Annotated in this window: 22 protein-coding genes and 1 tRNA gene; 13 read left to right on the forward strand and 10 right to left on the reverse strand. The window is 66.0% G+C overall.

The features are described 5' to 3' along the window. Positions 1–3 precede the first annotated feature (3 nt). From CR156_RS11085 to CR156_RS11105, 5 genes are all read left to right on the forward strand, one after another. Positions 4–1,956, forward strand: a complete 1,953-nt coding sequence (locus CR156_RS11085) for a MacB family efflux pump subunit (protein WP_409349551.1) — start codon at positions 4–6, stop codon at positions 1,954–1,956. A gap of 90 nt (positions 1,957–2,046) precedes the next feature. Next, a complete protein-coding gene (locus CR156_RS11090; RefSeq protein WP_100552900.1) occupies positions 2,047–2,445 on the forward strand; it encodes a hypothetical protein in 399 nt (132 codons plus the stop codon). Between the two features lie 33 nt (positions 2,446–2,478). Next, positions 2,479–2,856, forward strand: a complete 378-nt coding sequence (locus CR156_RS11095) for an EF-hand domain-containing protein (protein WP_100554148.1) — start codon at positions 2,479–2,481, stop codon at positions 2,854–2,856. Positions 2,857–3,156: 300 nt separating this feature from the next. Next, a complete protein-coding gene (locus tag CR156_RS11100) occupies positions 3,157–3,723 on the forward strand; it encodes a putative periplasmic lipoprotein (protein ID WP_100460374.1) in 567 nt (188 codons plus the stop codon). After that, complete coding sequence (locus CR156_RS11105) at positions 3,720–4,190, forward strand: outer membrane lipoprotein (protein ID WP_229978641.1); 471 nt, start codon at positions 3,720–3,722, stop codon at positions 4,188–4,190. Before CR156_RS11100 ends, CR156_RS11105 begins: the two co-directional genes overlap by 4 nt. Positions 4,191–4,267: 77 nt before the next feature. Here the strand turns inward: CR156_RS11105 and CR156_RS11110 are convergent, their stop codons facing one another. Beyond that, on the reverse strand, positions 4,268–4,486 hold the full coding sequence (locus CR156_RS11110) for a hypothetical protein (protein ID WP_100552901.1): 219 nt from the start codon (positions 4,484–4,486) through the stop codon (positions 4,268–4,270). 191 nt (positions 4,487–4,677) lie between these two features. Between CR156_RS11110 and CR156_RS11115 the strand changes: the two genes are divergently transcribed. Then, positions 4,678–7,431, forward strand: coding sequence for a UvrD-helicase domain-containing protein (locus CR156_RS11115; RefSeq protein ID WP_100552902.1), 2,754 nt, complete (start codon positions 4,678–4,680; stop codon positions 7,429–7,431). Positions 7,432–7,556: 125 nt separating this feature from the next. Here the strand turns inward: CR156_RS11115 and CR156_RS11120 are convergent. Beyond that, positions 7,557–7,646, reverse strand: a tRNA-Ser gene (locus CR156_RS11120). A gap of 88 nt (positions 7,647–7,734) precedes the next feature. Further along, positions 7,735–8,727 (reverse strand): LysR family transcriptional regulator, encoded by a 993-nt coding sequence (locus tag CR156_RS11125; protein WP_025878750.1) that lies wholly within the window; start codon positions 8,725–8,727, stop codon positions 7,735–7,737. A 122-nt stretch (positions 8,728–8,849) separates the two neighbouring features. Between CR156_RS11125 and CR156_RS11130 the strand changes: the two genes are divergently transcribed. Together CR156_RS11130 and CR156_RS11135 are read left to right on the forward strand one after the other, a co-directional pair. Beyond that, a complete protein-coding gene (locus CR156_RS11130; RefSeq protein WP_100552903.1) occupies positions 8,850–9,437 on the forward strand; it encodes an FMN-dependent NADH-azoreductase in 588 nt (195 codons plus the stop codon). Between the two features lie 135 nt (positions 9,438–9,572). Next, positions 9,573–9,923 carry an SH3 domain-containing protein gene (locus tag CR156_RS11135; protein WP_100552904.1) on the forward strand — a complete coding sequence of 117 codons (351 nt, stop codon included), beginning with the start codon at positions 9,573–9,575 and terminating at the stop codon, positions 9,921–9,923. Positions 9,924–10,314: 391 nt separating this feature from the next. Here CR156_RS11135 and serS read toward each other — a convergent pair whose 3' ends face one another. Further along, positions 10,315–11,595 carry a serine--tRNA ligase gene (serS, locus tag CR156_RS11140; protein ID WP_100552905.1) on the reverse strand — a complete coding sequence of 427 codons (1,281 nt, stop codon included), beginning with the start codon at positions 11,593–11,595 and terminating at the stop codon, positions 10,315–10,317. A 113-nt stretch (positions 11,596–11,708) separates the two neighbouring features. Between serS and CR156_RS11145 the strand changes: the two genes are divergently transcribed. Next, positions 11,709–12,353, forward strand: coding sequence for an energy transducer TonB (locus CR156_RS11145; RefSeq protein ID WP_100552906.1), 645 nt, complete (start codon positions 11,709–11,711; stop codon positions 12,351–12,353). Positions 12,354–12,471: 118 nt separating this feature from the next. Beyond that, positions 12,472–13,038, forward strand: a complete 567-nt coding sequence (locus CR156_RS11150; protein ID WP_100552907.1) for an energy transducer TonB — start codon at positions 12,472–12,474, stop codon at positions 13,036–13,038. Between the two features lie 131 nt (positions 13,039–13,169). Here CR156_RS11150 and aroA read toward each other — a convergent pair whose 3' ends face one another. From aroA to CR156_RS11170, 4 genes are all read right to left on the reverse strand, one after another. Beyond that, positions 13,170–14,477, reverse strand: coding sequence for a 3-phosphoshikimate 1-carboxyvinyltransferase (gene aroA, locus CR156_RS11155; protein ID WP_100552908.1), 1,308 nt, complete (start codon positions 14,475–14,477; stop codon positions 13,170–13,172). A 74-nt stretch (positions 14,478–14,551) separates the two neighbouring features. Further along, positions 14,552–15,742 (reverse strand): prephenate dehydratase, encoded by a 1,191-nt coding sequence (gene pheA / locus CR156_RS11160; protein WP_100552909.1) that lies wholly within the window; start codon positions 15,740–15,742, stop codon positions 14,552–14,554. A 51-nt stretch (positions 15,743–15,793) separates the two neighbouring features. Beyond that, positions 15,794–16,879, reverse strand: coding sequence for a 3-phosphoserine/phosphohydroxythreonine transaminase (gene serC / locus CR156_RS11165; protein WP_100552910.1), 1,086 nt, complete (start codon positions 16,877–16,879; stop codon positions 15,794–15,796). Between the two features lie 253 nt (positions 16,880–17,132). Further along, the gene (locus tag CR156_RS11170; RefSeq protein WP_100552911.1) at positions 17,133–17,942 is read right to left on the reverse strand and encodes an FHA domain-containing protein; all 810 of its coding nucleotides are present in this window, start codon (positions 17,940–17,942) and stop codon (positions 17,133–17,135) included. A 125-nt stretch (positions 17,943–18,067) separates the two neighbouring features. On the opposite strand from CR156_RS11170, the gene CR156_RS11175 reads away from it, so the two are divergent. The 3 genes from CR156_RS11175 to CR156_RS11185 all read left to right on the forward strand — a co-directional run bounded on the left by CR156_RS11175 (position 18,068) and on the right by CR156_RS11185 (position 20,176). Then, entirely contained in the window at positions 18,068–18,343 is a 276-nt protein-coding gene (locus CR156_RS11175; protein ID WP_025876985.1) for a polyhydroxyalkanoic acid system family protein, read from the forward strand. Positions 18,344–18,424: 81 nt separating this feature from the next. Continuing rightward, positions 18,425–18,916: a phasin family protein gene (locus CR156_RS11180; protein ID WP_100552912.1), complete on the forward strand. Its 492-nt coding sequence runs from the start codon at positions 18,425–18,427 to the stop codon at positions 18,914–18,916. Between the two features lie 237 nt (positions 18,917–19,153). Next, the gene (locus CR156_RS11185; RefSeq protein WP_100552913.1) at positions 19,154–20,176 is read left to right on the forward strand and encodes a restriction endonuclease; all 1,023 of its coding nucleotides are present in this window, start codon (positions 19,154–19,156) and stop codon (positions 20,174–20,176) included. A gap of 101 nt (positions 20,177–20,277) precedes the next feature. Here CR156_RS11185 and hutC read toward each other — a convergent pair whose 3' ends face one another. Then, positions 20,278–21,006 carry a histidine utilization repressor gene (gene hutC, locus CR156_RS11190; protein ID WP_089236064.1) on the reverse strand — a complete coding sequence of 243 codons (729 nt, stop codon included), beginning with the start codon at positions 21,004–21,006 and terminating at the stop codon, positions 20,278–20,280. A gap of 28 nt (positions 21,007–21,034) precedes the next feature. Next, on the reverse strand, positions 21,035–22,405 hold the full coding sequence (locus CR156_RS11195; RefSeq protein WP_100552914.1) for a formimidoylglutamate deiminase: 1,371 nt from the start codon (positions 22,403–22,405) through the stop codon (positions 21,035–21,037). Positions 22,406–22,441: the final 36 nt, after the last annotated feature.

Genomic DNA, 22,441 nt, shown 5'->3' on the forward strand with positions numbered 1-22,441 from the left:
GCCATGAGCGAGCCATTGCTGAGCGTGCGTGGGGTGCGCCGTGAATTCGCCGCCGGTGAACAGACCCTGGTGGTACTGGACGGCGTGGACCTGGACATCCGCGCCGGTGAACTGGTGGCCATCGTCGGCCAGTCGGGCTCGGGCAAGTCCACGCTGATGAACATTCTCGGCTGCCTTGATCGGCCCTCTGCGGGCACGTACCAGATTGCCGGCCGGGAAACCGCGCAGATGTCGCCCGACGAGCTGGCCGAGCTGCGCCGCGAACACTTCGGCTTCATCTTCCAGCGCTACCACCTGCTGACCGACCTGACCGCGTTGAGCAATGTGGAAGTGCCAGCGATCTACGCCGGCATGCCCGCCGCTGAGCGCCACGCACGGGCGGCCGAACTGCTGGCGCGGCTGGGCCTGGGTGAACGCATGCAGCATCTGCCCGGCGAGCTTTCGGGTGGCCAGCAGCAGCGCGTGTCGATTGCCCGCGCACTGATGAATGGTGGCGCGGTGATCTTCGCTGACGAACCTACCGGCGCGCTGGATACACAGTCGGGCAAGGAAGTGATGAAGATCCTCGGCGAACTGCACGCCGAAGGCCACACGGTGGTGCTGGTGACCCATGACATGGCCGTGGCCGAACACGCTCAGCGCATCATCGAGATCCGCGATGGGCGGATTGTCGAAGATCGTGCCACGGCTACCGCGTCGGCAGCGGCCGTGGCGCCGACCGCTCTGCCGCAACGCGGCGATGGCAGCGGCTGGCAGGCCATGCGCGATCGCTTCGCCGAAGCCTTCCGCATGGCCTTGCGCGCCATGAATGCACATCGCATGCGCACCTTCCTGACCATGCTCGGCATCATCATCGGCATCGCCTCGGTGGTGTCGGTGGTCGCGCTGGGTACGGGCGCGCGTCAGGCCATCCTGTCCAACATCTCTTCGCTGGGCACCAGCACCATCGAGATCTATCCCGGCTCCGGCTTTGGCGATCTGCAAGCGGCACGGGTGGAGACCCTCACTCCTGGCGACAGCGCGGCCCTGGCCGGGCAACCGTTCGTGGACAGCGCCACTCCCGGCGTGGCCACCACGGGCACCGCCCTGCGCGGCAACCGTTCGGCCAGCGTGCAGGTGCAGGGCGTCAGCGAACAGTACTTCCGCGTACATGGATTGAAGCTGGGGGAAGGCGCCTTCTTTGGCACACCCGGTGTGGCTGGCTACCAGCAGGTGGCGATCATTGATGCCAACACGCGTGCGCACTTCTTCGCCGCAGCCGAGAACCCCATCGGGCAGACCCTGCTGCTGGGCAACGTGCCGGTGCGCGTGGTGGGTGTGGTGAAGAAGGATGCTGGCGCGGCCGGCGACACCTCGCTGCTACGGGTATGGATGCCCTACACCACGGCCATGGCGCGGATGCTGGGCCAGAGCCATGTGTCCAGCATCACCGTGCGCGTATCCGATGCGATCAGCATGGAAGCGGCCGAGCAGGCCATTGCGCGCTTGCTCACGCGCCGCCATGGCAGCACCGACTTCTACATGAGCAACAACGCGCAGATCCGCCAGTCGATCGAACAGACCACCGGCATCCTCACCATGATGATCAGCTCCATTGCGGCCATTGCATTGGTAGTGGGCGGTATAGGAGTGATGAACATCATGCTGGTGTCGGTGACCGAGCGCACTCGCGAGATCGGCGTACGCATGGCGGTGGGCGCGCGCCGCAGCGACATCCTGCAGCAGTTCCTGATCGAGTCGGTGCTGGTATGCCTGCTTGGTGGTGTGCTGGGTATTGGTGTGGCATTGCTGCTGGGCGCGGTGCTGGCACTGGCCGACGTAGGCTTCAGCCTGGTGTTCTCGGCGAGCTCAATCATCGCGGCCTTCGCGTGCTCCAGCCTGATCGGTATCGGCTTTGGTTTCCTGCCTGCACGTCGCGCGGCGCAGCTGGACCCGGTGGAAGCACTGGTCCGGTAGTCACTGCAATTGCCTGCGGTGACGGCAGGTTCGCGCAATGTCCGCGGTGTGTACTGCAGCTACCGACGATGTCCGCACAGGAGCTGGACGATGTTTCTGAAAACAGGAAGGACTGCACTGCTGCTGGCAGCAGCCGCACAACTACTGGTGCTGATGCCCTACTCCGGCGACGCCCATGCGCAGCGTGGCGACCGCTACAACCCGCAGTGGAACCAGGACTATCGCGACCGCGAACGCGATGACTGGCAGCGCCGAGAGCGCGAGCGGGAGCGCGACCGCGAACGTGAGCGCCGGCACGACGCCAAGACCACAGGCGTGGTGGTGGGCGTAGTGGGTGCGGCCGTGGTGGCTGGCGTGATCGCGGCGGCGGCAAAGCGCGAGCGCGAAACCCGCGAGCGTGCCGACTACTGCATGAACCGCTACGGCAACTACGACCGCCGCACTGACAGCTATCGCGACCGCGATGGCTACACCTACCCCTGCCGCTGATCTCCCCTCATTGAAGGATTACACGCAATGCGTATGAACAAGATCGCTCTGCTGATCGCGCTGTGCGCCATGCCGCTGATTGCACAGGCCGCGCCCGCCGACCCGAAACAGGCCTATATCGATTCCACGTTCACTGCGATGGACAGCAACAAGGACGGTCGCGTCGACAAGGCCGAATTCAGCGCCTATCAGCAGGCGCGCTTCAGCAAGCAGGCAGACTCGATCGATGCCGCGTTCGCTGCGATGGACAAGAACAAGGACGGGAAGATCAGCAAGGAAGAAGCGACCGTGGTGCCGGAGATCGCGAAGTACTTCACGGGGCTGGACACCGATGGTGATGGCTATCTGTCACTGAAGGAAATGCAACAGGCGATGGTGGCTGCGCAGACGGCGGATGCGCCGACAAAGTAAGTCCCTGGTGTGGCGCTGACGTGATAGGTGCCCACCTGGGTGGTCACCTATCAACGCAATGAAACGCCGCCCGCTCAGGCGGTCATCTTCAAGAAGGTCGGCACTACCCGGTTCCAGTCGAGGTACTCAAGGAGGGCCATCAACGGCTGGCAACGATACCAGGCTGCAGCCCGCCCCGATTCAGGTATCCTTGCGCACAGTCAGCCACGCCTTTCTGCGACCGTTGCGGTGCAGCATCGACGTTGCGGACGAACACACGATTCACCATGGATGTTTCAACGTAGTCACAGGGGAAAATGGATGAAGAAGTTCCTGTTCGCGGCGATCATCGCTGCGTCGCTGGTGGGTTGCACCACCAATCCGCCGCTCAATTTCTCGGTCCCGAACGTCGGGGTCAGCAGCAAGAAGATTGATGGCGAGCTGAAATCGTTGACGGTCACGCTCGCACGTCCGGATGAAGCCAAGGGCAAGATTCCCGCACAGGCCCAGCACGAAGTCCCGCAGATGTGGCAGAACGCGCTGACCGAAGCACTGAACAAGATGGCTGTGTTCCGCGACGACGCGCCGGTGAAGTTGAGCCTGTCGGTGAAGATCCTGGCCATCGACATTCCCAGCTTCGGTGCCTCGATGACCACCAAGACGATCGCCCGCTACGAGCTGATCGATCGCGCAACCGGCAGCATCGTCTACACCCAGGATGTCAGCGCATCCGGCGAAGTTCCGTTCAACTATGCATTCGCAGGCGTGATCCGTGCCCGCGAGTCGATCAGTCGATCGGCACAGAACAACATTGCCCAGTTCCTGCAGGCTCTGGAAACGGTGGACATCTCCAAGCCGATGTTCCCGAACAAGCAGGAAGCACCGTGAAGCGCCTGCTGCTGACCGCATCCGCTGCCGTGATGCTGACTGCGTGCGCACCGAACGTGCGCACCGACAGCTATTCCATCGGCTCGGTGGGACAGGTCAACCGCACCGTCAGCGGCACAGTCATCAGCGTTCGTGCAGTCAGTATTGACGGTTCGCAGGGCGGTGGCGCCGTTGCCGGTGCTGCCGCTGGCGGCGTAGCCGGCTCCACCATCGGCGGCAGCGACCAGGCGGCGGCCATCGGCGCCATTGGTGGCCTTGTGGTGGGTGCGATTGCCGGTGCGGCTTCCGAGCGCGCACTTTCGCAGGCCAAGGGCCTTGAGTACGTGGTGCAGACGGAGAACGGCAACCTGATGACCGTCGTGCAGGGCCCCGATCCGGTATTCAGTGCCGGCATGCGGGTACTCGTATTGTATGGGTCGCCGTCGCGGATCATTGCCGATCCGCGTCAACCGAAGGCAACCCCGTAGAACCCAACGACGCCCCTTGCTCAGGGGCGTCGTCATTTTCCAGGCACGTTTGAAGCTGCGAAAGGTTTCGTCAGCGATCAGTCTTGCCAGCGGATCCGGCCCGGTACCAGCGCCAGGCGCCTTATCTCCCCTGGAGCAATGACGGTGCCATCCTCCATCTCGACGTGCATCCCGGAGACGTCACCCTCGTATCCCTGCATGGCAGCGGTAACCAGAATCCTCAATGCACCCGTCCGGACATCGTAGCCGCCGGCGGTGTGCTTCAAGGTTCCCACGCTGTTCCAGTCAATTTCCATGACCAACCTTTGGATCCACACGCTTCATGCTGGCATACGCCATGTTACGGGGCGAAGCTGCGGCATGCAGTATGCGGGCACGCTACCCGCCTTTGGGTAATAGGCTACAAGCGACGTCAAGTCCCCTTATCATGAGGGATTGAGGGCCCAAGAGGCCCAATTGACGCTTGCAAGGCAGTATCTGGATGTCTATGGAATGGCGCCCCTCGGGCTGGGGCCGACGTGTGACTCGTTCGCCCCACTGGTGGCTGCGGCTCGATGGCGAACACGTCGAGCTGAATATCTCCGGCCAGCGGTACCGGCAGCGTGTGGATGACGATCATCGCGTGCAGGTCATTCCAGGCCTGTTCTGGTCACGGGTCGAACTGCAGACCGGGAATGCAGCTGGGCAGTCAGTAGACGGGCTGCCCAACCGGCAAGCATCCCGGCTTGCAGCTGCCCTGCAGCAGATGCGCTTTGCGCGTACCACGCGTGGGCGCAGGGCCCTGTTCGACACGATTCTGGAGCAGATCCAGTCGTGGTTGAGCGCAGCAGATGACCTCATCGACCGAGGCAATGCAGGCCGCCTCTGGATCACCCACGAGCAGCAGCAGGCGCTGCTGACCGAGCGCTCCACCCTGCCCCTGCAGCCCCGGGAGCTGGAGCAGCTGTTCCTCGATGAAGACGTGCATGAAGATCTGCAAGCGCATGACCATCGCGTCGCGCTGGACGCGCTGCGCGACTGGAACCTGGATTGGCCCGCCGCCTGGACCGAAGCCAATGAGGCCATGACCCGGCGCGAACTGGTGTTGGCCAAGAACTTCCTGGACCGGGTCGAGAGCAGGCCGCTGACCGAGGAACAGGCACGCGCTGTCATCTGCTTCGACAACCGGGTGCAGGTGGTGGCCGCAGCCGGTTCCGGCAAGACCTCCACCCTGGTCGCCAAGGCGGCGTATGCCATTGACCGCGGCCTTGTCCAGCCGGAGCGCATCGTGATGCTGGCCTTCAACAAGGATGCCGCCAAAGAGCTGGAAGATCGGGCACAGCGATCCTTCGAGCGGCTGGGCATGGGCGATACCGTGGTGGAGGCGCGCACTTTCCATGCACTTGGCCTGTCCATCATCGCCAAGGCGACGGGACGCAAGCCTGATATTCCCGAATGGGCCATCGATGCAACGCTGGGCTTCAACAAGCTGGCCGAGCTGGTGGACGACCTGAAGGACCGCTCGACCCACTTCCGCACCCAGTGGGACATGTTCCGGCTGGTATTCGGGCGCGATCTGCCGCCGCTGGGCACGCAGATGCTGGCCGATGGCTACGACCGCGACGGCACCCCCTACATCCGCACCCTGCAGGGTGAACGGGTGAAGAGCCTGGAAGAGTGCGTGATTGCCGATTGGCTGTTCTACAACGGCGTGGTCTACGACTACGAGCGGCGCTACGAGTTCGACACCGCCACGGATACCCATCGCCAGTATCGCCCGGACTTCTTTTACCCGGACGCCGAGCTGTACCACGAGCACTTCGCGCTGGATGCCGACGGCCAGCCGCCGCAGCAGTTTGCCAACTACGCCGATGGCGTGCGCTGGAAACGCGAGCAGCATGCCGCACGCGGTACTGCGCTGGTCGAGACCACCTCGTTCGGGCTGCGCAGTGGCGAGGCCCTGCACCACCTGTCGGAACGGCTGGGCGAATCACGCATCGAGCTGGACCCCAACCCGGACCGCGAGCTGCCCGATGCCGGCGCCAAGCCCATGCCCGATGCGGACCTGATCGGGCTGATGCGCACCTTCATTGCCCATGCCAAGAGCAACTGCCTGAGCCTGGAAGACATGGCCGAGCGTCTGCGGCAGATGCCCGAGGACCAGTTCAAGGAACGCTACCGGCGCTTCCTGGAAATCGCCGGCCCCGTGTTCCAGGCGTGGGACGACGCGCTGGCGGACGAACGCAGCATCGACTTCGAAGACATGTTGAACATGGCCGCCGGGCTGCTGGAACAGGGCCACTATGAATCGCCCTACGAGCTGGTGATGGCCGACGAATTCCAGGACGCCTCGCGCGCCCGCGCCCGCCTGTGCCGCGCTCTGGTCAACCGCCCGGGCCGCTATCTGTTTGCCGTAGGCGACGACTGGCAGTCGATCAACCGCTTCGCCGGCGCCGATGTTTCAGTGATGACCGGTTTCCGCGAATGGATGGGGCACGGCCAGGTGCTCAAACTGGAGCAGACGTTCCGCTGCCCACAGGCACTGTGCGATACCTCCAGCCGCTTCATCAGCCGCAATCCGGCGCAGATTGCCAAGACGGTTCGTTCTGCTGCGCCGGCAATGGGCCCGGTGCTGCAGGCGTTCCAGATGAACCGGCGTGAGGAGGTGCAGGATGGTGTTCGCCAGTACCTGTCCACGCTGCATCAGCAACTGCTGTCCGGCGCGGTTCCGAAGGGCCGCAACGGGCGCGTCTCTGTCTTCATCCTGGGGCGCTACCGCGCGGATCGCAGCGCGCTGCCTTCGGAGTGGAAGACGGCCTTCGGCAGCACGATGGAGGTCGAGTTCCTGACGGCGCACCGTTCAAAGGGGCGCGAGGCGGATTATGTGATCCTGCCTGGGATGGTGAATCGAGGCTTCCCGAGCCTGCGATCGGATGACCCGGTGCTCTCTTTGGCGATGCCAGATGGCGACACCTACCCGTTGAGCGAAGAACGGCGGTTGTTCTATGTGGCACTGACGCGTGCACGGCGCTCGGTTGTGATGTTCACCTTGCAGGGGAAGCACTCGCCGTTCCTGGATGAGCTGGTGAACGAAGGTGCCGTGGAGGTCACCGGGATTTCAGGGACGGCTATCAAAGAAGAGCGCTGCCCGGTATGCAAGGTGGGCGTGTTTGTCGACAGAACGGGGCCGCATGGGCCTTTCAGGTCGTGCTCCAGTTACCCGTTGTGCCATAGCAAGCCGAAAGGTGGTTTTCGTGGGTAAGCGCATCCGGCCTCATCCACGCATGCCTGCACATCTCAGGGGCGCATGCTGATCTGACGGTTCGATGACGCGCAACTGCAGCGACAACGAAAAAGCCCCTGTTTCCAAGGGCTCTTTAAGACAACTGGCGGAGAGAGTGGGATTCGAACCCACGGAAGGTTTAACCCTTCGCCGGTTTTCAAGACCGGTGCCTTAAACCGCTCGGCCATCTCTCCGTATCGGCCCAGCCTGCTGGCCTGGCACGCATTCTCGCACGGCCGGGCGATTTGCCCAAGACCGTTGTTCCATCGTCGGAGGCAGGCCTCAGCCCGCGTCCACCGCCAACGCACCCAGCGCACTGGCCTTGATGCGCTCCTTGGCCTTTTCGCAGGCGCCGCCGCAATCCAGGCGCGAGGCCTCCAGCTGCGGCGGCAGGTGCTCGGCCAGGAAGTCGATGAACACCCGCACCGCCGGCAGCAGGCCGCGGCGCGAGGCGAACACGGCGTGGCACACACCCTGCGGCAGCGACCAGTCCGGCAGCACCACTTCCAGCTCGCCATTGCGCACGGCATCGGCGCAGACCGTTTCCGGCAGCATGGTGATGCCGAAACCGTCCTTCACCATGCTCTGCAGCAGCGGGAAGTCGAAACCGGCCACGCGCGGCTGCAGGTCCACCCGGCGCACCGCGCCTTCCGGTCCGTGCAGTTCCCAGCGCTGACGCGCCTCGTCCTCGCTGATGCTCAAGGTGACGTGGTTCGCCAGCTCCTCCGGGTCCTTCGGGCGACCGGCGCGGTCCAGGTACTTCGGGCTGGCCACCAGCAGCTCCTGCACCTGGCCGAAGCTGCGCATCACCAGGCTGCCATCGTCATCCAGACGCGAACGCACGCGCAGGGCCACGTCGTAGCCTTCGTTGATGATGTCCACGCGGCGGTTGCTGATATTCAGCTGCAGCCGCACCTTCGGGTACTGCTCCAGGAACTTGGGCAGCAGCTTGGGCAGCTGCATCTGCGCCAGCGATACCGGCACGCTGGCGCGTACCAGGCCGCGTGGCTCGGCGCTAAGGCGGTCCACCACCTCGCGCGCGGCCTGCGCCTCGGCCAGCATGGTCTGGGCGTGGCGGTGCACGCTGGTACCGACGTCGGTGACGGCAAAGCGGCGCGTGGAGCGCTGCAGCAGGCGCACGCCCAGGTCGGTTTCCAGCTGGCTGATACGGCGGCTCAGGCGCGACTTGGGGATGCCCAGCGCGCGCTCGGCGGCGGCGAAACCGCCGTGGTCGACCACCATCGCGAAGTAGTACAGATCATTCAGGTCATGCATACCCGAGTTCCATTAGTAGAACAATACGTGGCATTCAACCACCTTTATCCCGCCCTTGCAACAACCTATTGTTCTCTCCGTCGGCGGCAAGCCCGCCACCCCTCCCGAACATAGGTACTGCCATGAAGCTTCTGCACATCGACGCCAGCGTGCTTGGCGACAACTCCGTCTCCCGCCACCTGACCGCCGCCGTGGTGGCCCAGTTCAAGCAGCAGATCGACGGCCTGCAGGTTGATTATCGCGATCTTGACGCCAATCCGGTACCGCATCTGCGCAGCGGTTCGCTGGCCAAGACCGATCCGGCTGAGGCCGCCGATGCTGAACAGGTGCTCGAGCAGTTCCTGGCTTCCGACATCGTGGTGATCGGCGCGCCGATGTACAACTTCAGCGTGCCCTCCACCCTGAAGGCCTGGATCGACCGCGTGGCGGTGGCCGGGCGCACCTTCAAGTACACCGAGAACGGCCCGGTGGGCCTCGCCGGTGGCAAGCGGGTGATCGTGGTCAGCAGCCGTGGCGGCATCTACACCGACTCGCCGGCGGACTTCCAGGAGCCCTTCCTGCGCCAGACGTTCGCCTTCTGGGGCATCAACGACATCGAGTTCGTGCGTGCCGAGGGCATCGCCTACTCGCCGCAGCACCGCGAAGACGCGATTGCCGGTGCACTGGCAGCACTGCCGTCGCATGAGGCGGTGGAAGTGGCAGCGGCGTAACCCGTTCCAGCGTTCGGCGCCTCTCTCCCTCGTCTGGGCGCTGAACGCGGGCCGGGATTCCCTCCCCCATCCCGGCCCACCCTACCCTGGCGGCCCTGCTTTTGCGGGGCCGCTTTTTTTTGCCACCATGGCGCGATGAACTACATCGTGACGGCTGCGCACCGCAGTGAATTTCCGCACCCGATAGCCCTGCACTGTGGGCAGGCACTGGTGGTGGGCGAGCGTTATGAGGGGCCCGAGGGTTGGGAGGACTGGTTTCTGTGCGAGGCCGAGGGGCAGCAGCCGGGGTTCGTGCCGGCGCCGGTGATCGGTCGCGATGCGCAGGGCGGCGCGTTTGCCACGGAGGACTACTGCGCGCGGGAGCTGGATGTGGACCCGGGGCAGCAGCTGCGGGGTGTGCGCACGCTCAATGGTTGGGCGTGGTGTGTGCCGGAGGCGGGGGAAGCGGGTTGGGTACCGCTGGAGAAGCTGCGCTTGGCGGGTTGATGGATTGCGCTATCCACGCATGGCGTGGATCTACTGCAAAGCCTGAGGCCCCAGGTGAGTGGATCTTGCACCCCACCGGTAGATCCACGCCATGCGTGGATGCAGCACCGCCTCAGTAGATCCACGCCATGCGTGGATGCAGCACCGCCTCAGTAGATCCACGCCATGCGTGGATGCCACACCGCCCAGTAGATCCACGCCATGCGTGGATGCCGCACCGCCTCAGTAGATCCACGCCATGCGTGGATGCCGCACCGCCTCAGTAGATCCACGCCATGCGTGGATGCCACACCGCCTCAGTAGATCCACGCCATGCGTGGATGAAGTGCCATGCAAGCATGGCACCCACCAAAGCCTGAGCAGTGCCATGCAAGCATGGCATCTACCGGGTTCAACCGATGGTGTCGATACCGCCCATGTACGGGCGCAGGGCTTCAGGCACGGTGATGCTGCCGTCGGCGTTCTGATAGTTCTCCATCACCGCGATCATCGCGCGACCCACGGCCACACCCGAGCCATTCAGCGTATGTGCCAGCTCCGGCTTACCGGTGGCCGGATTGCGCCAGCGGGCCTGCATGCGGCGGGCCTGGAAGTCGCCACAGTTCGAGCACGAGGAAATCTCGCGGTAGGTTTCCTGCGACGGCAGCCAGACTTCCAGGTCGTAGGTCTTGATGGCCGAAAAGCCCATGTCGCCGGTGCACAGCAGCACCTTGCGGTACGGCAGGCCCAGCTTCTCCAGCACCACTTCGGCGCAGCGGGTCATGCGCTGGTGCTCGGCGTCGCTGTCTTCCGGGCGACAGATCGAGACCAGCTCGACCTTCTCGAACTGGTGCTGGCGGATCATGCCGCGCACGTCGCGGCCGCCGCTGCCGGCTTCGGAACGGAAGCACAGCGAGTGGGCGGTCATGCGCAGCGGCAGGCGCTCGGCGTCGAGGATCTCGTCGCGGGCGATGTTGGTCAGCGAGATTTCCGAGGTCGAGATCAGGTAACGCTTCTGCTCACCCAGCTGGGTGATGAACATGTCCTCTTCGAACTTGGGCAGCTGGCCGGTGCCGTACAGGCTGTCGGCGTTGACGATCACCGGCACGTTGGTTTCCTGGTACTCGTGCTCGCCGCTGTGCAGGTCGAGCATGAACTGGGCCAGGGCACGGTGCAGGCGCGCGATCGGGCCACGCAGCACGGTGAAGCGCGAGCCGGACAGCTTGGCCGCGGTCTCGCCGTCCAGCCACTTGTTGCGCGCGCCCAGTTCGACGTGGTCGAGCACCTTGAAATCGAACTGGCGCGGGGTACCCCAGCGCGACTGCTCGACGTTCTCGCTCTCGTCGGCGCCGGCCGGTACGTCATCGGCAGGAAGGTTCGGGATGCCCATCGAGATCGTGTCGATCTTCTCGCGCAGCTCATCCAGGGCCACTTCCGAGGCCTTCAGTTCATCGGCGAAGGCGGCAACCTCGGCCATGATGGCCGAAACGTCCTCGCCCTTGGCCTTGGCCTGGCCGATGGCCTTGGAGCGGCTGTTGCGAAGGCTCTGCAGCTCCTGGGTACGCACTTGGATGCGCTTGCGATCCGCCTCCAGTGACTCCAGGGCAGACACGTCGAGCTCGAAGCCGCGGCTGGTGCGCAGGCGTTCGGCGAGGTCGGCGGGCTGGTGGCGGAGCAGGGCTGGATCAAGCATGGCAGGCGTCGTGGTGGGTAACAGGAACGGGATTATCGCCTGTTATACGGAATTCTGCCGCCCGGTTCATTCCGGCCGTGGCAGAATCGAGGCATTCCGTACTGGTCTGGTCCATGTCTGCTCCCCGTCCGTCGCCTGCCAAGTCGTTCACCGTGCATATCCCGCGCAACGCCCTGAAGATCGCCGGCATCGCCTTCGGCGTGGGCATCCTGCTGTTCGTGCTGGTCTGGCTGACCGGACGCGACAAGCAGTTCTTCCGCGCCGACCCTGCCGCGCAGACGCCGCAGGAAACCGCCCAGGTGGAACCGCTGCCCGAGCCGCTGGCCGCAGCGGCAGGCTCCAGCGACATGCCCGACGCCAAGCCGGCCCCGGTGCCGGACGAAGAAGATGCGCCGAAGTTGGTGGAAACCGCCCCGCCGCCGCCGCCGGCCACGGTTGAACCAACCCCGGCGGCGCCGGGCACTGCGGCCCCGGCAACCGCCAATGCGCAACCGATGCCGATTGCCGGCCAGTCGCCGCCACCGGCCTACCCGGCCGCCGCCCTGCGACGCGGTGAAGCCGGCAGCGTGGTGGTGCGGGTGGAGGTGGACGCCACCGGATACCCGAACAACGTGACGGTGATCCAGCGCAGCGGTTCGCGTGAACTGGACCGCGCGGCAACCGACGCGGTGCGTCGCTGGCGCTTCAGCCCGGCAGTGAGCAATGGCCAGCCGGTGCCCGGCAGCATTGAAGTGCCGTTCGATTTCAAGCCGCAATAACTGAACGTTTCCCCGCAGAAAAGCTGAACCTTGCAGGACGCGTTGACGCAACACTGACACGCTGCGACGCCGCCTCGGGCAACACTCTGGGCGTCGTTACTGACGCGAGGAGTTTGCGATGACTGCTACTACCCACGAAAACCTTCATTCCCCGCAGCTGCAGCAGGATGGCACGCTTGAGCCCCGCTCGGCGTCTCCTTGGCTGTGGCTGGCACTGATCGTGGCGATGTTCGCCGCGGCACTGGTCTGGCTGCGCTTTGCCAACCATGACGACGTTGCGCCTGCGCCGGTGAGCGAGCGCATGCTGCCGGCTACTGAAACGCCGGTTGCCATCGCACCGGCCCCGGCTACGCGCCAGGCCGCGCCTGCGCAGAGCCAGCGCAAGGCGGCCCCGGCCGTACGCAACCGTGAGGCGCGCCCGCTGGCCAGCAACAGCAAGCCCAGCTATCCGGCCGCCGCGCTGCGTAGTGGCGTGCAGGGCAGCGTGGTTGCCAGCTTGAACGTGGATACCCGTGGCAACGTGACCGATGCGGCGATCGTGTCGCGCAGCGGTGAACGCAGCCGCGACCTGGACCGCGCCGTGTTGAACACCGTGCAGCGCTGGAAGTTCGAGCCGGCCGTGCAGCAGGGCCGTGCCGTGGCCAGCGTGGTGCGGGTTCCGGTGGATTTCCGCACCCAGCGCTGATCGTCGGTAACGCCTGAAATGAAAACGGAGGCTTCGGCCTCCGTTTTTTTTGCGCAGAAGCATGCCAACCAAGGTTGGCACCTACCAGGCCATGTGATCCGCCAGGCCACGCCCGGCGGATGCGGTGCCGGTCAGGACAGGTTGAAGCCGGCGCTGCGGGCCAGGCCGTCGAAGTCCGGGAAGGACGTTGCGACGTTGGCGATGTCGTTGATGCGCACTTCGCCATGACTGATCTGGCCGGCAATGGCGAAGGCCATCGCGATCCGATGATCGCCGTGGCTTTCAATGGTGCCACTGCCCAGCGATACGCCGCCGTGCAGGGTGGCGCCATCTTCGGTTTCGTCCACCTGCATGCCCAGCGCGCGCAGGCCGGTCGCCATCGCCGCCAGACGATCGGATTCCTTCACCCGCAGTTCGGCGGCGCCGGTCACCACGGTCTGCCCTTCAGCGGCGGCAGCAGCCACGAACAGTGCCGGGAACTCGTCGATCATGTCCGGCACCAGTTCCTCCGGAATACGCGCGCCCTTCAGCGGCGCGTAGCGCACCACCAGATCGGCCACCGGTTCGCCGCCCTGCTCTGCTGGGTTCTCTTCGGTGATGTCCGCGCCCATCAGGCGCAGCGCGTGCAGCAGGCCGGTACGGCGCGGATTGAGGCCGACCTGCTTCAGGCGCAGCTCGGAGCCGGGAATGATGCTGGCGGCGACCAGGAAGAATGCGGCCGAGGAGAAGTCGGCCGGCACCACGATGTCGGTCGCTCGCAGGCGCTGGCCACCACGCAGGCGGGCCTTGCCCGGCGAGAATGCGATGTCCACGCCGAACGCGGACAACATGCGTTCGGTGTAGTCGCGGGTCGGGTGCGGTTCGGTCACGCTGGTCTCGCCATGCGCGTACAGGCCCGCCAGCAGCACGGCGGACTTGATCTGCGCGCTGGCCACCGGCGAGGCAAAGTCGATGCCGTGTAGGGTCTGCCCGCCATGCACGTGCAGCGGCGGCGTGCCGTCTGCCTCGGTGTCGATCTTCGCGCCCATCTGCGACAGCGGGCCGGTGACGCGGCGCATCGGACGGCCGGACAGCGATTCGTCGCCGACCAGCGTGCAGTCGAATGCCTGACCGGCCAGCAGGCCGGCCAGCAGACGCATGCCGGTGCCGGCATTGCCGCAGTCCAGCGGCGCGCTGGGTGCCTGCAGGCCATCGATGCCGACCCCGTGCACGATCCGCTGCGACGCACTCGGAGTTTCGATGCGCACGCCCAACTGGCTGAAGATGCGCGCGGTGGCGCGGGTGTCTTCGCCTTCCAGGAAGCCTTCGATATGCGAGGTGCCGTCGGCCAGCGCGGCGAACATCACCGAGCGGTGCGAGACCGACTTGTCGCCGGGAATGGTCAGGCTGCCCTGCAGGGGCTGGCCCTTGCGGGCGATCCAGTGCTGCGCGTTGCTCATCGTTGAATTGTTCCGTAAACGCCGGGTCGCCGGCGGTGCATCAGGGGCGGCGGCCGCAGCCGCCGCAGCAGGGATCAGGGCACGGCCACCGGATAGGAGCCAAGCACCTTGATCTGCGCCGAGTGCGCTTCCAGTTCCGCCAGTGCGGCCTGCATCGGTGCGTCGTCGATGTGGCCGGCCAGGTCGATGAAGAAGCCGTATTCCCACTTGCCATGGTGCGAGGGCCGCGACTCGATGCGGTTCATGCTGATGCCATGGCGCGCGAACGGGCTGAGCACATCGAACAGCGCACCCGGCTTGTCATGGATGAACACCAGCACCGAGGTACGGTCGTGGCCGGAGGTCGGGAAGATGTTGCGGCCCACCACCAGGAAACGGGTGGTGTTGTCGGCATCGTTCTGGATCGGCTTGGTGACGACCTTCTTCAGGCCGTACACGTGGCCGGCGCTCTCGCCGCCGATGGCCGCGGCGTCGTCGGCATTGCGCGCACGGCGCGCACCTTCGGCGTTGCTGGCCACCGGGATCTTCTCGGCCTTGGGCAGGTTGGCGCGCATCCATGCCGAGGTCTGCATGAACGACTGCGGATGGCCGTAGACGCGTTCGATGTCTTCGATGCGGCCGCTGCGCGACATCAGGTACTGCTGCACGCGCAGTTCCACTTCGCCGCAGATTTTCAGGTTGGAGGTGAGGAACATGTCCAGGGTGATCTGGATGGTGCCCTGCCCCGAGTTCTCCACCGGCACCACGCCGAAATCGGCGTTGCCCGCTTCCACTTCCTGGAACACTTCTTCGATGCTGGCCATCGGCAGGCCCAGCGCAGAGCGGCCGAAGTGCTTGAGCACGGCCTGCTGGCTGAAGGTACCTTCCGGGCCGAGGTAACCGATCTTCAACGGCTCCTGCTGGGCCAGGCAGGCCGACATGATTTCGCGGTAGACGTGCACCAGCAGCTCATCGCTGAGCGGGCCTTCGTTGCGGTCCACCACCATGCGCAGCACCTGCGCTTCGCGTTCGGGGCGGTAGTAATCGACGGCGGCGGCGAGCTTGCCCTTGGCCTTGCCGACCTGGTGGGCGAACTGTGCGCGCTCGGCGATCAGGCTCTGGATGTCACGGTCGATCTGGTCGATCTTCGAACGCACATCAGCCAGCGCCAGTGGCGCCAGTGTCGGCACCGCGGTTGCCTTCGACTTGCCCTTGGGCTTGGAGGTGGCGCTGTCCTTGACCGGTTCGGCCTTCTTCGACGCCTTCTTGCTGGGTTTGCTTGCCATCGGAATTCCTTGTTGCGGGGCGCGCACCCGACGATGCGCGCCGTTCATTGCTCAGCCGTGACGCTGCTGGAAATCGGCCATGAAGGCGACCAGCGCCTCGGCCCCGGCCAGCGGCATGGCGTTGTAGAGCGACGCACGAATGCCGCCGACCACCTTGTGACCCTTCAGCGCCAGCAGGCCGGCGGCCTTGGCTTCGGCGACGAAGCGGGCATCGAGGTCGGTGCTGGGCAGGAAGAACGGGATGTTCATCCGCGAGCGCGCCGAATGCGCGACCTCATTGCGATAGAAACCGCCGGAGGCATCGATGGCGCCGTACACCAGCGCGGCCTTGGCGGCGTTGCGCTTGGCGAACTCGACCACGCCGCCTTCGGCGAGCATCCACTTGAACACCAGGCCGGCCAGATACCAGTTCCAGGTCGGCGGCGTATTGAGCATGGAATCGCGGGCGACGTGCGAGCGGTAATCGAAGATGTCCGCACGCGGCTGGCCACTGCGCTCCAGCAGGTCGCGTCGGATGATCATCACCGCGATGCCGACGGGGCCAAGGTTCTTCTGCGCACCGGCATAGATCACGCCGTAGCGGCGCACATCCAGCGGCTCGCTGGCGATGGACGAGCTGAAATCGGCCACCAGCGGCACGTTGCCGGTCTCGGGCACATCACGGAACTCGACGCCGTGGATGGTCTCGTTGGCGGTGATGTGCACGTAGGCGGCATCGGGCGAAAGCTGCCAGCCGGCGCGCTCGGGCAGCTGGCGATAGCCTTCGCCCTCGCTGCTGGCGGCGACGTTGACGTCCACGTACGGGCTGGCCTGCTTGACCGCGGTCTTGCCCCAGTGGCCCGTGACCACGTAGTCGGCACGCTGGCCGGGGCTGGCGAAGTTGAGCGGAATCAACGCCTGCTGGGTGGTGGCACCACCGGGCAGGAACAGCACCGCATAGTCTTCGGGGATGTCGAGCAGGCGGCGCAGGTCGGCCTCGGCCTCGGCGGCCACGGACATGAATTCCGGTCCGCGATGGCTCATTTCCACGATGGAGGCACCGCTACCGTGCCAGTCCAGCATTTCCGCCTGCGCCTGGCGCAGGACCGATTCCGGCAACGTTGCAGGGCCGGCACTGAAGTTGAACGCGCGCGTCATGGCACACCTGTGGGGCAAGACCCCTAGTATGCCGCACTGCACCAGCCTTGCGGCCTAGTGTCGCAAGGGAAATTTGGTTGCATCCGTATCCATTGGCCGCGCGCGGTGCGGGGCCGTGCATGGTCTTGGTAGCCGCCAACCTTGGTTGGCGTACGCCGGCAGGCGTCATGGGTGCGGAGGGAGCGTGCCAACCAAGGTTGGCATCTACCAGAGCGAAGGCCGGTAGCGCCGGGCCATGCCCGGCGGATGCGGTTCAGCGCGCGCCGAACCACAGCAGCAGACTCAGCACCGCCGCCAGCAGCAACGCACTGCCCAGCAGCCAGGGCCAGCGGCGCACCCGACGCGGGGCCGCAGGCACCACCGGCGCCTGTTCGGCTTCGTCGCTGCCTTCGTCATCAGCCAGCGGCGGGCGGCGGCGCGGGTCGTGCGGCACTTCCAGCACGAACCGGTGCTGGCCATCGAACACGACCTGGTCGCCAGCCTGCAGCCAGCAGTGGCGCACGGCTACGCCGTTGACCCGGGTGCCGTCGGCACTGCCCAGGTCACGCAGCAATACCCGCTCGCCGTGCACTTCCACCCGCGCGTGCTGTTCGGCGAAAGCAGGCTCATCGATCTCGATGTCGACATCGCTGCCGCGGCCGATCACCCGCGTGCGCGACAGGGGGTAGCTGCGGCCGTGATGCAGGCCACCGACACCGCGCAGCAGGCGCTGCTCGTCACCGTTGCCTTCGATGCTGGCAGCCGGCGCCGGTGCCTGCAGCAGGGTGTCGACCTCGCCCTGCAGGACCATTTCCACGCCGTCCACATATACCGCGTCACCGGCCCGCAGCAGGGCCATGCGCCGTACCGGACGGCCGTTCACATGGATGCCGCGGATACCGTTGCCGACCTGCAGCCAGAGGCCGCGGTCGTCCATGCAGAACTGCGCGAGCAGCAGCGCGCCGTTGCCGGCATCGCCCAGGCGCACGCTGCCGTTTGCCTGGCGCACGATGCGCTGCACCCCGGGCCGTAGCGGCTGGTCGGGCTGTTGTTGTTGACTGAAGTGAACTAGCAGGTTCTGCACGCGGCGCAGACTAGCAGGTTGGCCGCCCACGAAGAAGAACCTGGGATGAGCGCTTGGCGTGGGCGCTGTCGATGCGCACAATGCTCGCCCTCTCAATTGATCCCCGCCCTGCGCCAGGAGCCTGCATGTCCACCATCGATGTCCGCCACGCCCATACCCTGCCCGACACCCAGGCACGTGAAGCGATCGAACAGGTTGCCGCCAAGCTGGGCGAACGCTTCGGCCTGAAGTCGTCGTGGGCCGCCGACGTGTTGAACTTCTCCGGCAGTGGCGTGGACGGTGCGATCGAACTGCAGCCGGGCGCGGTGCGGGTAACGGCCAAGCTGGGCTTCCTGCTGTCGGCGATGAAGGGCATGGTGGAAAGCGAGATCCAGCGTGTGTTGAAGGAAAAGCTGGGCTGAACCTGCGCTGCGGCCATCACGGCCCAGCAACGTCGGCGCGCGCTACTCTCGGGGGTAGGCCCAACTCCCCCGGGAAGTGCGATGAACCGTTACGAGAATGACGACCGCCGCGACGACGATGCCGGCTTCGGCGACCAGGCAGAACGCTTTTCGCGCAAGCTGAGCGATTCGGCACAGCAGGTCTGGCTGGCCGGACTTGGCGCCTTGGGCCGCGCGCAGGCAGAAGGAGGCCGGTTCTTCGATGGCCTGGTGAAGGAAGGCGAAGCCTGGGAGGCCCGCCGCCGTGAGCGTACCGGCGAGCAGGAACCGGGCTGGCGCGACAACGTCGAGCACTCGCTGGACGAAGCGCGCGAGAAGGCCTCCGGAACGTGGGGCAAGGTCAACAAGGCGTTCGATGACCAGGTGCAGGGTGTGCTCAAGCGTCTGCACGTGCCGACCGCCGATGAAGTGACCGCGCTGGAAGCACGCATCGACGCGCTGACCGCGCGCCTGGCCAAGCTGGAACATCGTGCCTCCACCGACGTCGATGCCCCCTCGCCGGGCAGCCACCAGTCACCGGGCAGCACGCCCTGAACCGCCTTTGTTGCAACGCAATAAATTTTCGTTGACAATCGCGTAGAACCCGCCAATCGCTTCGGCTGCCGTTTGTTCCCTCCCCTCACGGCTTCAGGATTGGCGGGTTTTTCGTGTCTGGCGCGTGCAGATCTGCGGGCTGCATCACGCTTGCTGTCGGGAGCACCCTGACGCAATCGACCGGTCGGCCCCTTACACTGTGGGCTTCCGTTTTCGCCCCTTCCGTCGTCGCCCTGCATGCTTCCCTGGATTCTGGCCCTGCTGTCGGCCCTGCTTACCTGCACCCTGGCCACCGTCTACCTCTGGTGGGTCAAGCGCCGACGTACCGAAATGCAACTGGGCCTGCAGGCCTTGGCTGGCATGCACTGGCGCGAGTTTTCCACCCTGATCAAGCGCATGCTGCGCGAGCAGCGCGGCCTGCGTGAACTGCAGGACCCGAGCGAGGAAAGCCGTGAGCCGAGCAGCGATTTCCTGCTCAGCGATGGCCCGAACACCTGGCGGGTGTCGTGCAAGCACGGCCTGGCCTATCGCATCGGCACCGCTGCGGTGAACGAACTGGGCGCTGCCGCCCGACTGGCGGGCGCCAAGGGCGGCATGCTGATCACCGAAGGCCGGGTTGAGCGCGATGGTCTGACCGCCGCAGAGAAGCAGGCGGTGGAAGTGATCGACGGTCCGCGTCTGTGGCCGTTGCTGCAGCCCTACCTGCCGACCGATGTTGACACCCGCGTGCGCGCGATCGCCCGCCATGAAGCGCTGCGCCGCATCGCCATCGCTGCACTGGCTTCAGTGACGCTGGGCCTGCTGGTCGGGCTTGGCCTGCAAGGCCTGCGCACCGAACAGGCGGATCCAACTCCCGCACCCGCCGTCGCGTCTGTCGGGCCCCCGGCCGCACAGCCGTTGCCGACGCCCGCCGAGCCGGACAAGGTTGCGGATGCACCTGCTCAGGCGGCTGCCGCACCCGCATCCGTGCCGCAGAAAACCGACGACGCGCGCAGCAATCCCAACCCCGACGCTGTCACGCTGGACCGCTACCAGGCTGAACTGGCCCGCGCCCTGGCCGGGCAATCCGGCATCGCCAGCGGCGTCTGGCTGACCCGGCAGACGCTGGCGATCAACCGCACTGGAGAACTGGAAGCGGTGTGGCCACGCGTGTGCCAGGAAGTGCTTCGCTACCCCGCCCTGCGCAACGTGCGCGTGCAGCTCAACGCCCGGCCCGGCGTCGATGAGCCGGTGCGCTGGCGGCAGTGCGCGACGTATTGATCAGGCAGCATCCACGCATGGCGTGGATCTACCCGGGGTTCTCGCGCACCGCGTAATCCAAACCGGGATTCAGTAGATCCACGCCGTGCGTGGATACGACCCTATCGCGCCCCGGGCGAGAAGCGGGCGACCAGATCCCAGGCATCCCCCAGGAACATTTGACGCACGCGGGTGATCGGCTGTTCGCCGCGCCAGGTCAGGCGCTCGATCACCAGGCAGGCGGTACCGGGTTTCACGTCCAGCAGCTTGGCGGTGGGCGCGTCGGCGCCCCAGGCGCTGATGCGATGCTGGGCGCGCGTCCACGACACGTTCTGCAGCAGCCAGCTGCCCGGCGCGGTGGTGCTGAAGTCCACTTCCAGCACCTCGGGCACGCCGACTGGGCTGATCAGGCGATGCTCCAGCGCCAGCGGCCGGCCATCGGCCAGATGCAGGCAGCGCATCGCCAGCAGCTGTTCACTGCCCGCCAGTTCAACTTCACCGGCATTTGCTGCCTCGGCCAGGCGCAGTTCACGCTGCAGCAGGCGGTAGCCGTACTGATGCCCGCGCGAGCCGACCTCCATGGCGATATCCGGGATCTCCAGCGCCACCTGTTCCAGGTGCGGCGGCTGCCGGGCCACGAACGAACCCGCTCGGCGGCGGCGCTCGATCATGCCGCTCTCCGCCAGCGCCGTCAGCACCTTGTTCACCGTCATCCGCGAGCAGCCGTACTGCTCCATCAGCTCGTGCTCGTACGGAATACGGAAGCCCGGCGCCCACTCCCCGCTGAGGATGCGGCTTTCCAGGTCGCTGCGGATGCGCTGGTTGAGCGTGGCGGACTTGCTGGCCTTCACGTAGTGGGGTCTCGATGGTGGGAGGCGATCAGCCCAGCACGCCACGCAGGGCAGCGGCGAAGGCGGTGGTGATGGCCTCGCGCTGCAGGTGGCGGCCCTCGGCCACGCACTGGCGGCCATGGCGCCAGACCGATCGCAGCGCGCCATTACGTGCGGCGAACACCCAGCTGTCAAGCCATGCGTCACCGTGTCGCGCCTGCAGCGCGGGATGCGCTGCATCCAGTTCAACCATGTCTGCACTGGCACCCACCTGCAGGCCTGCAGACACGCCCAGCGCCTGTGCACCGCCCTGCAGCGCCCCTTCAAACAGGAAGCGCCCGGTGCTGCGGCCCGCATCCGGGGCCAACACGTTGCGACCCCGCAGGGTCAGGCGCTGGCCGTATTCCAGCAGGCGCAGCTCCTCTGCGGCATCGATCAGCACGTTGGAATCGGAGCCGACGCCGAAGCGCCCGCCCTCGCGCGCGAAGGCCTGCATCGGGAACAGGCCGTCACCCAGGTTGGCTTCGGTAATCGGACACAGGCCGGCCACGGCCTTGCTGGCGACCATCTGCGCACGCTCGTCGTCGGTGATGTGGGTGGCGTGCACCAGGCACCAACGCGCATCGACCGGGGCATGTTCGTACAGCCACTGCACCGGGCGCCTGCCGCTCCATGCCAGGCAGGCTTCGACCTCGCGCACCTGCTCGGCGATATGGATGTGAACCGGCCCGTCGGTCAGCGGCAGCAGCGCGCTCAGCTCGTCGCCGGTCACCGCGCGCAGGCTGTGCGGTGCGATGCCGAGCACCGCATCGGGCAACGTGGCCAGCGCGGTGCGGGCACCATCGAGCAGCTGTGCGAATCCGTCCACGTCATGGATGAGGCGGCGCTGTGCCGGGTTCGGCGGCGCCCCACCGAAATCGGCGTGGGCGTAGAACACCGGCAGCAGGGTCAGGCCGATGCCGGTCTGCTCGGCCGCAGCGGCAATCCGCACGCTCATCTCGGCGCGGTTGGCGTAGGGCCGACCGTCGGCATCGTGGTGCAGGTAGTGGAATTCGCCGACGCGGGTGAAGCCGCTCTCCAGCATCTCCATGTAGGCCTGGGCGGCGATGGCCTGCACTGCGTCCGGGCGCAGATGGGCCAGGAAGCGGTACATCAGTTCGCGCCAGCTCCAGAAGCTGTCGCCGTCGCCGCCGCCGATCTCGGTGAGCCCAGCCATGCCGCGCTGGAAGGCGTGGCTGTGCAGGTTCGGCAGGCCCGGCACCAGGATGCCCACGCAGGTATCACCGTCCTGCGCTGCCTGCCCGCGCGTGACCGCCGCGATGCGCCCTTCCTGCACCTGCAGGCGGACATCGGCGGCCCAGCCGTCGGCCAGCAGGGCGTGGGCGGCATGGAAGGAGTGCGGGGAACGCGAATCGGACATGGCTGGACAACCCGAATTGGACGCCTATATTGTATA

Source organism: Stenotrophomonas lactitubi (assembly GCF_002803515.1).
In the GTDB taxonomy this organism is placed as follows: Bacteria; Pseudomonadota; Gammaproteobacteria; order Xanthomonadales; family Xanthomonadaceae; genus Stenotrophomonas; species Stenotrophomonas lactitubi.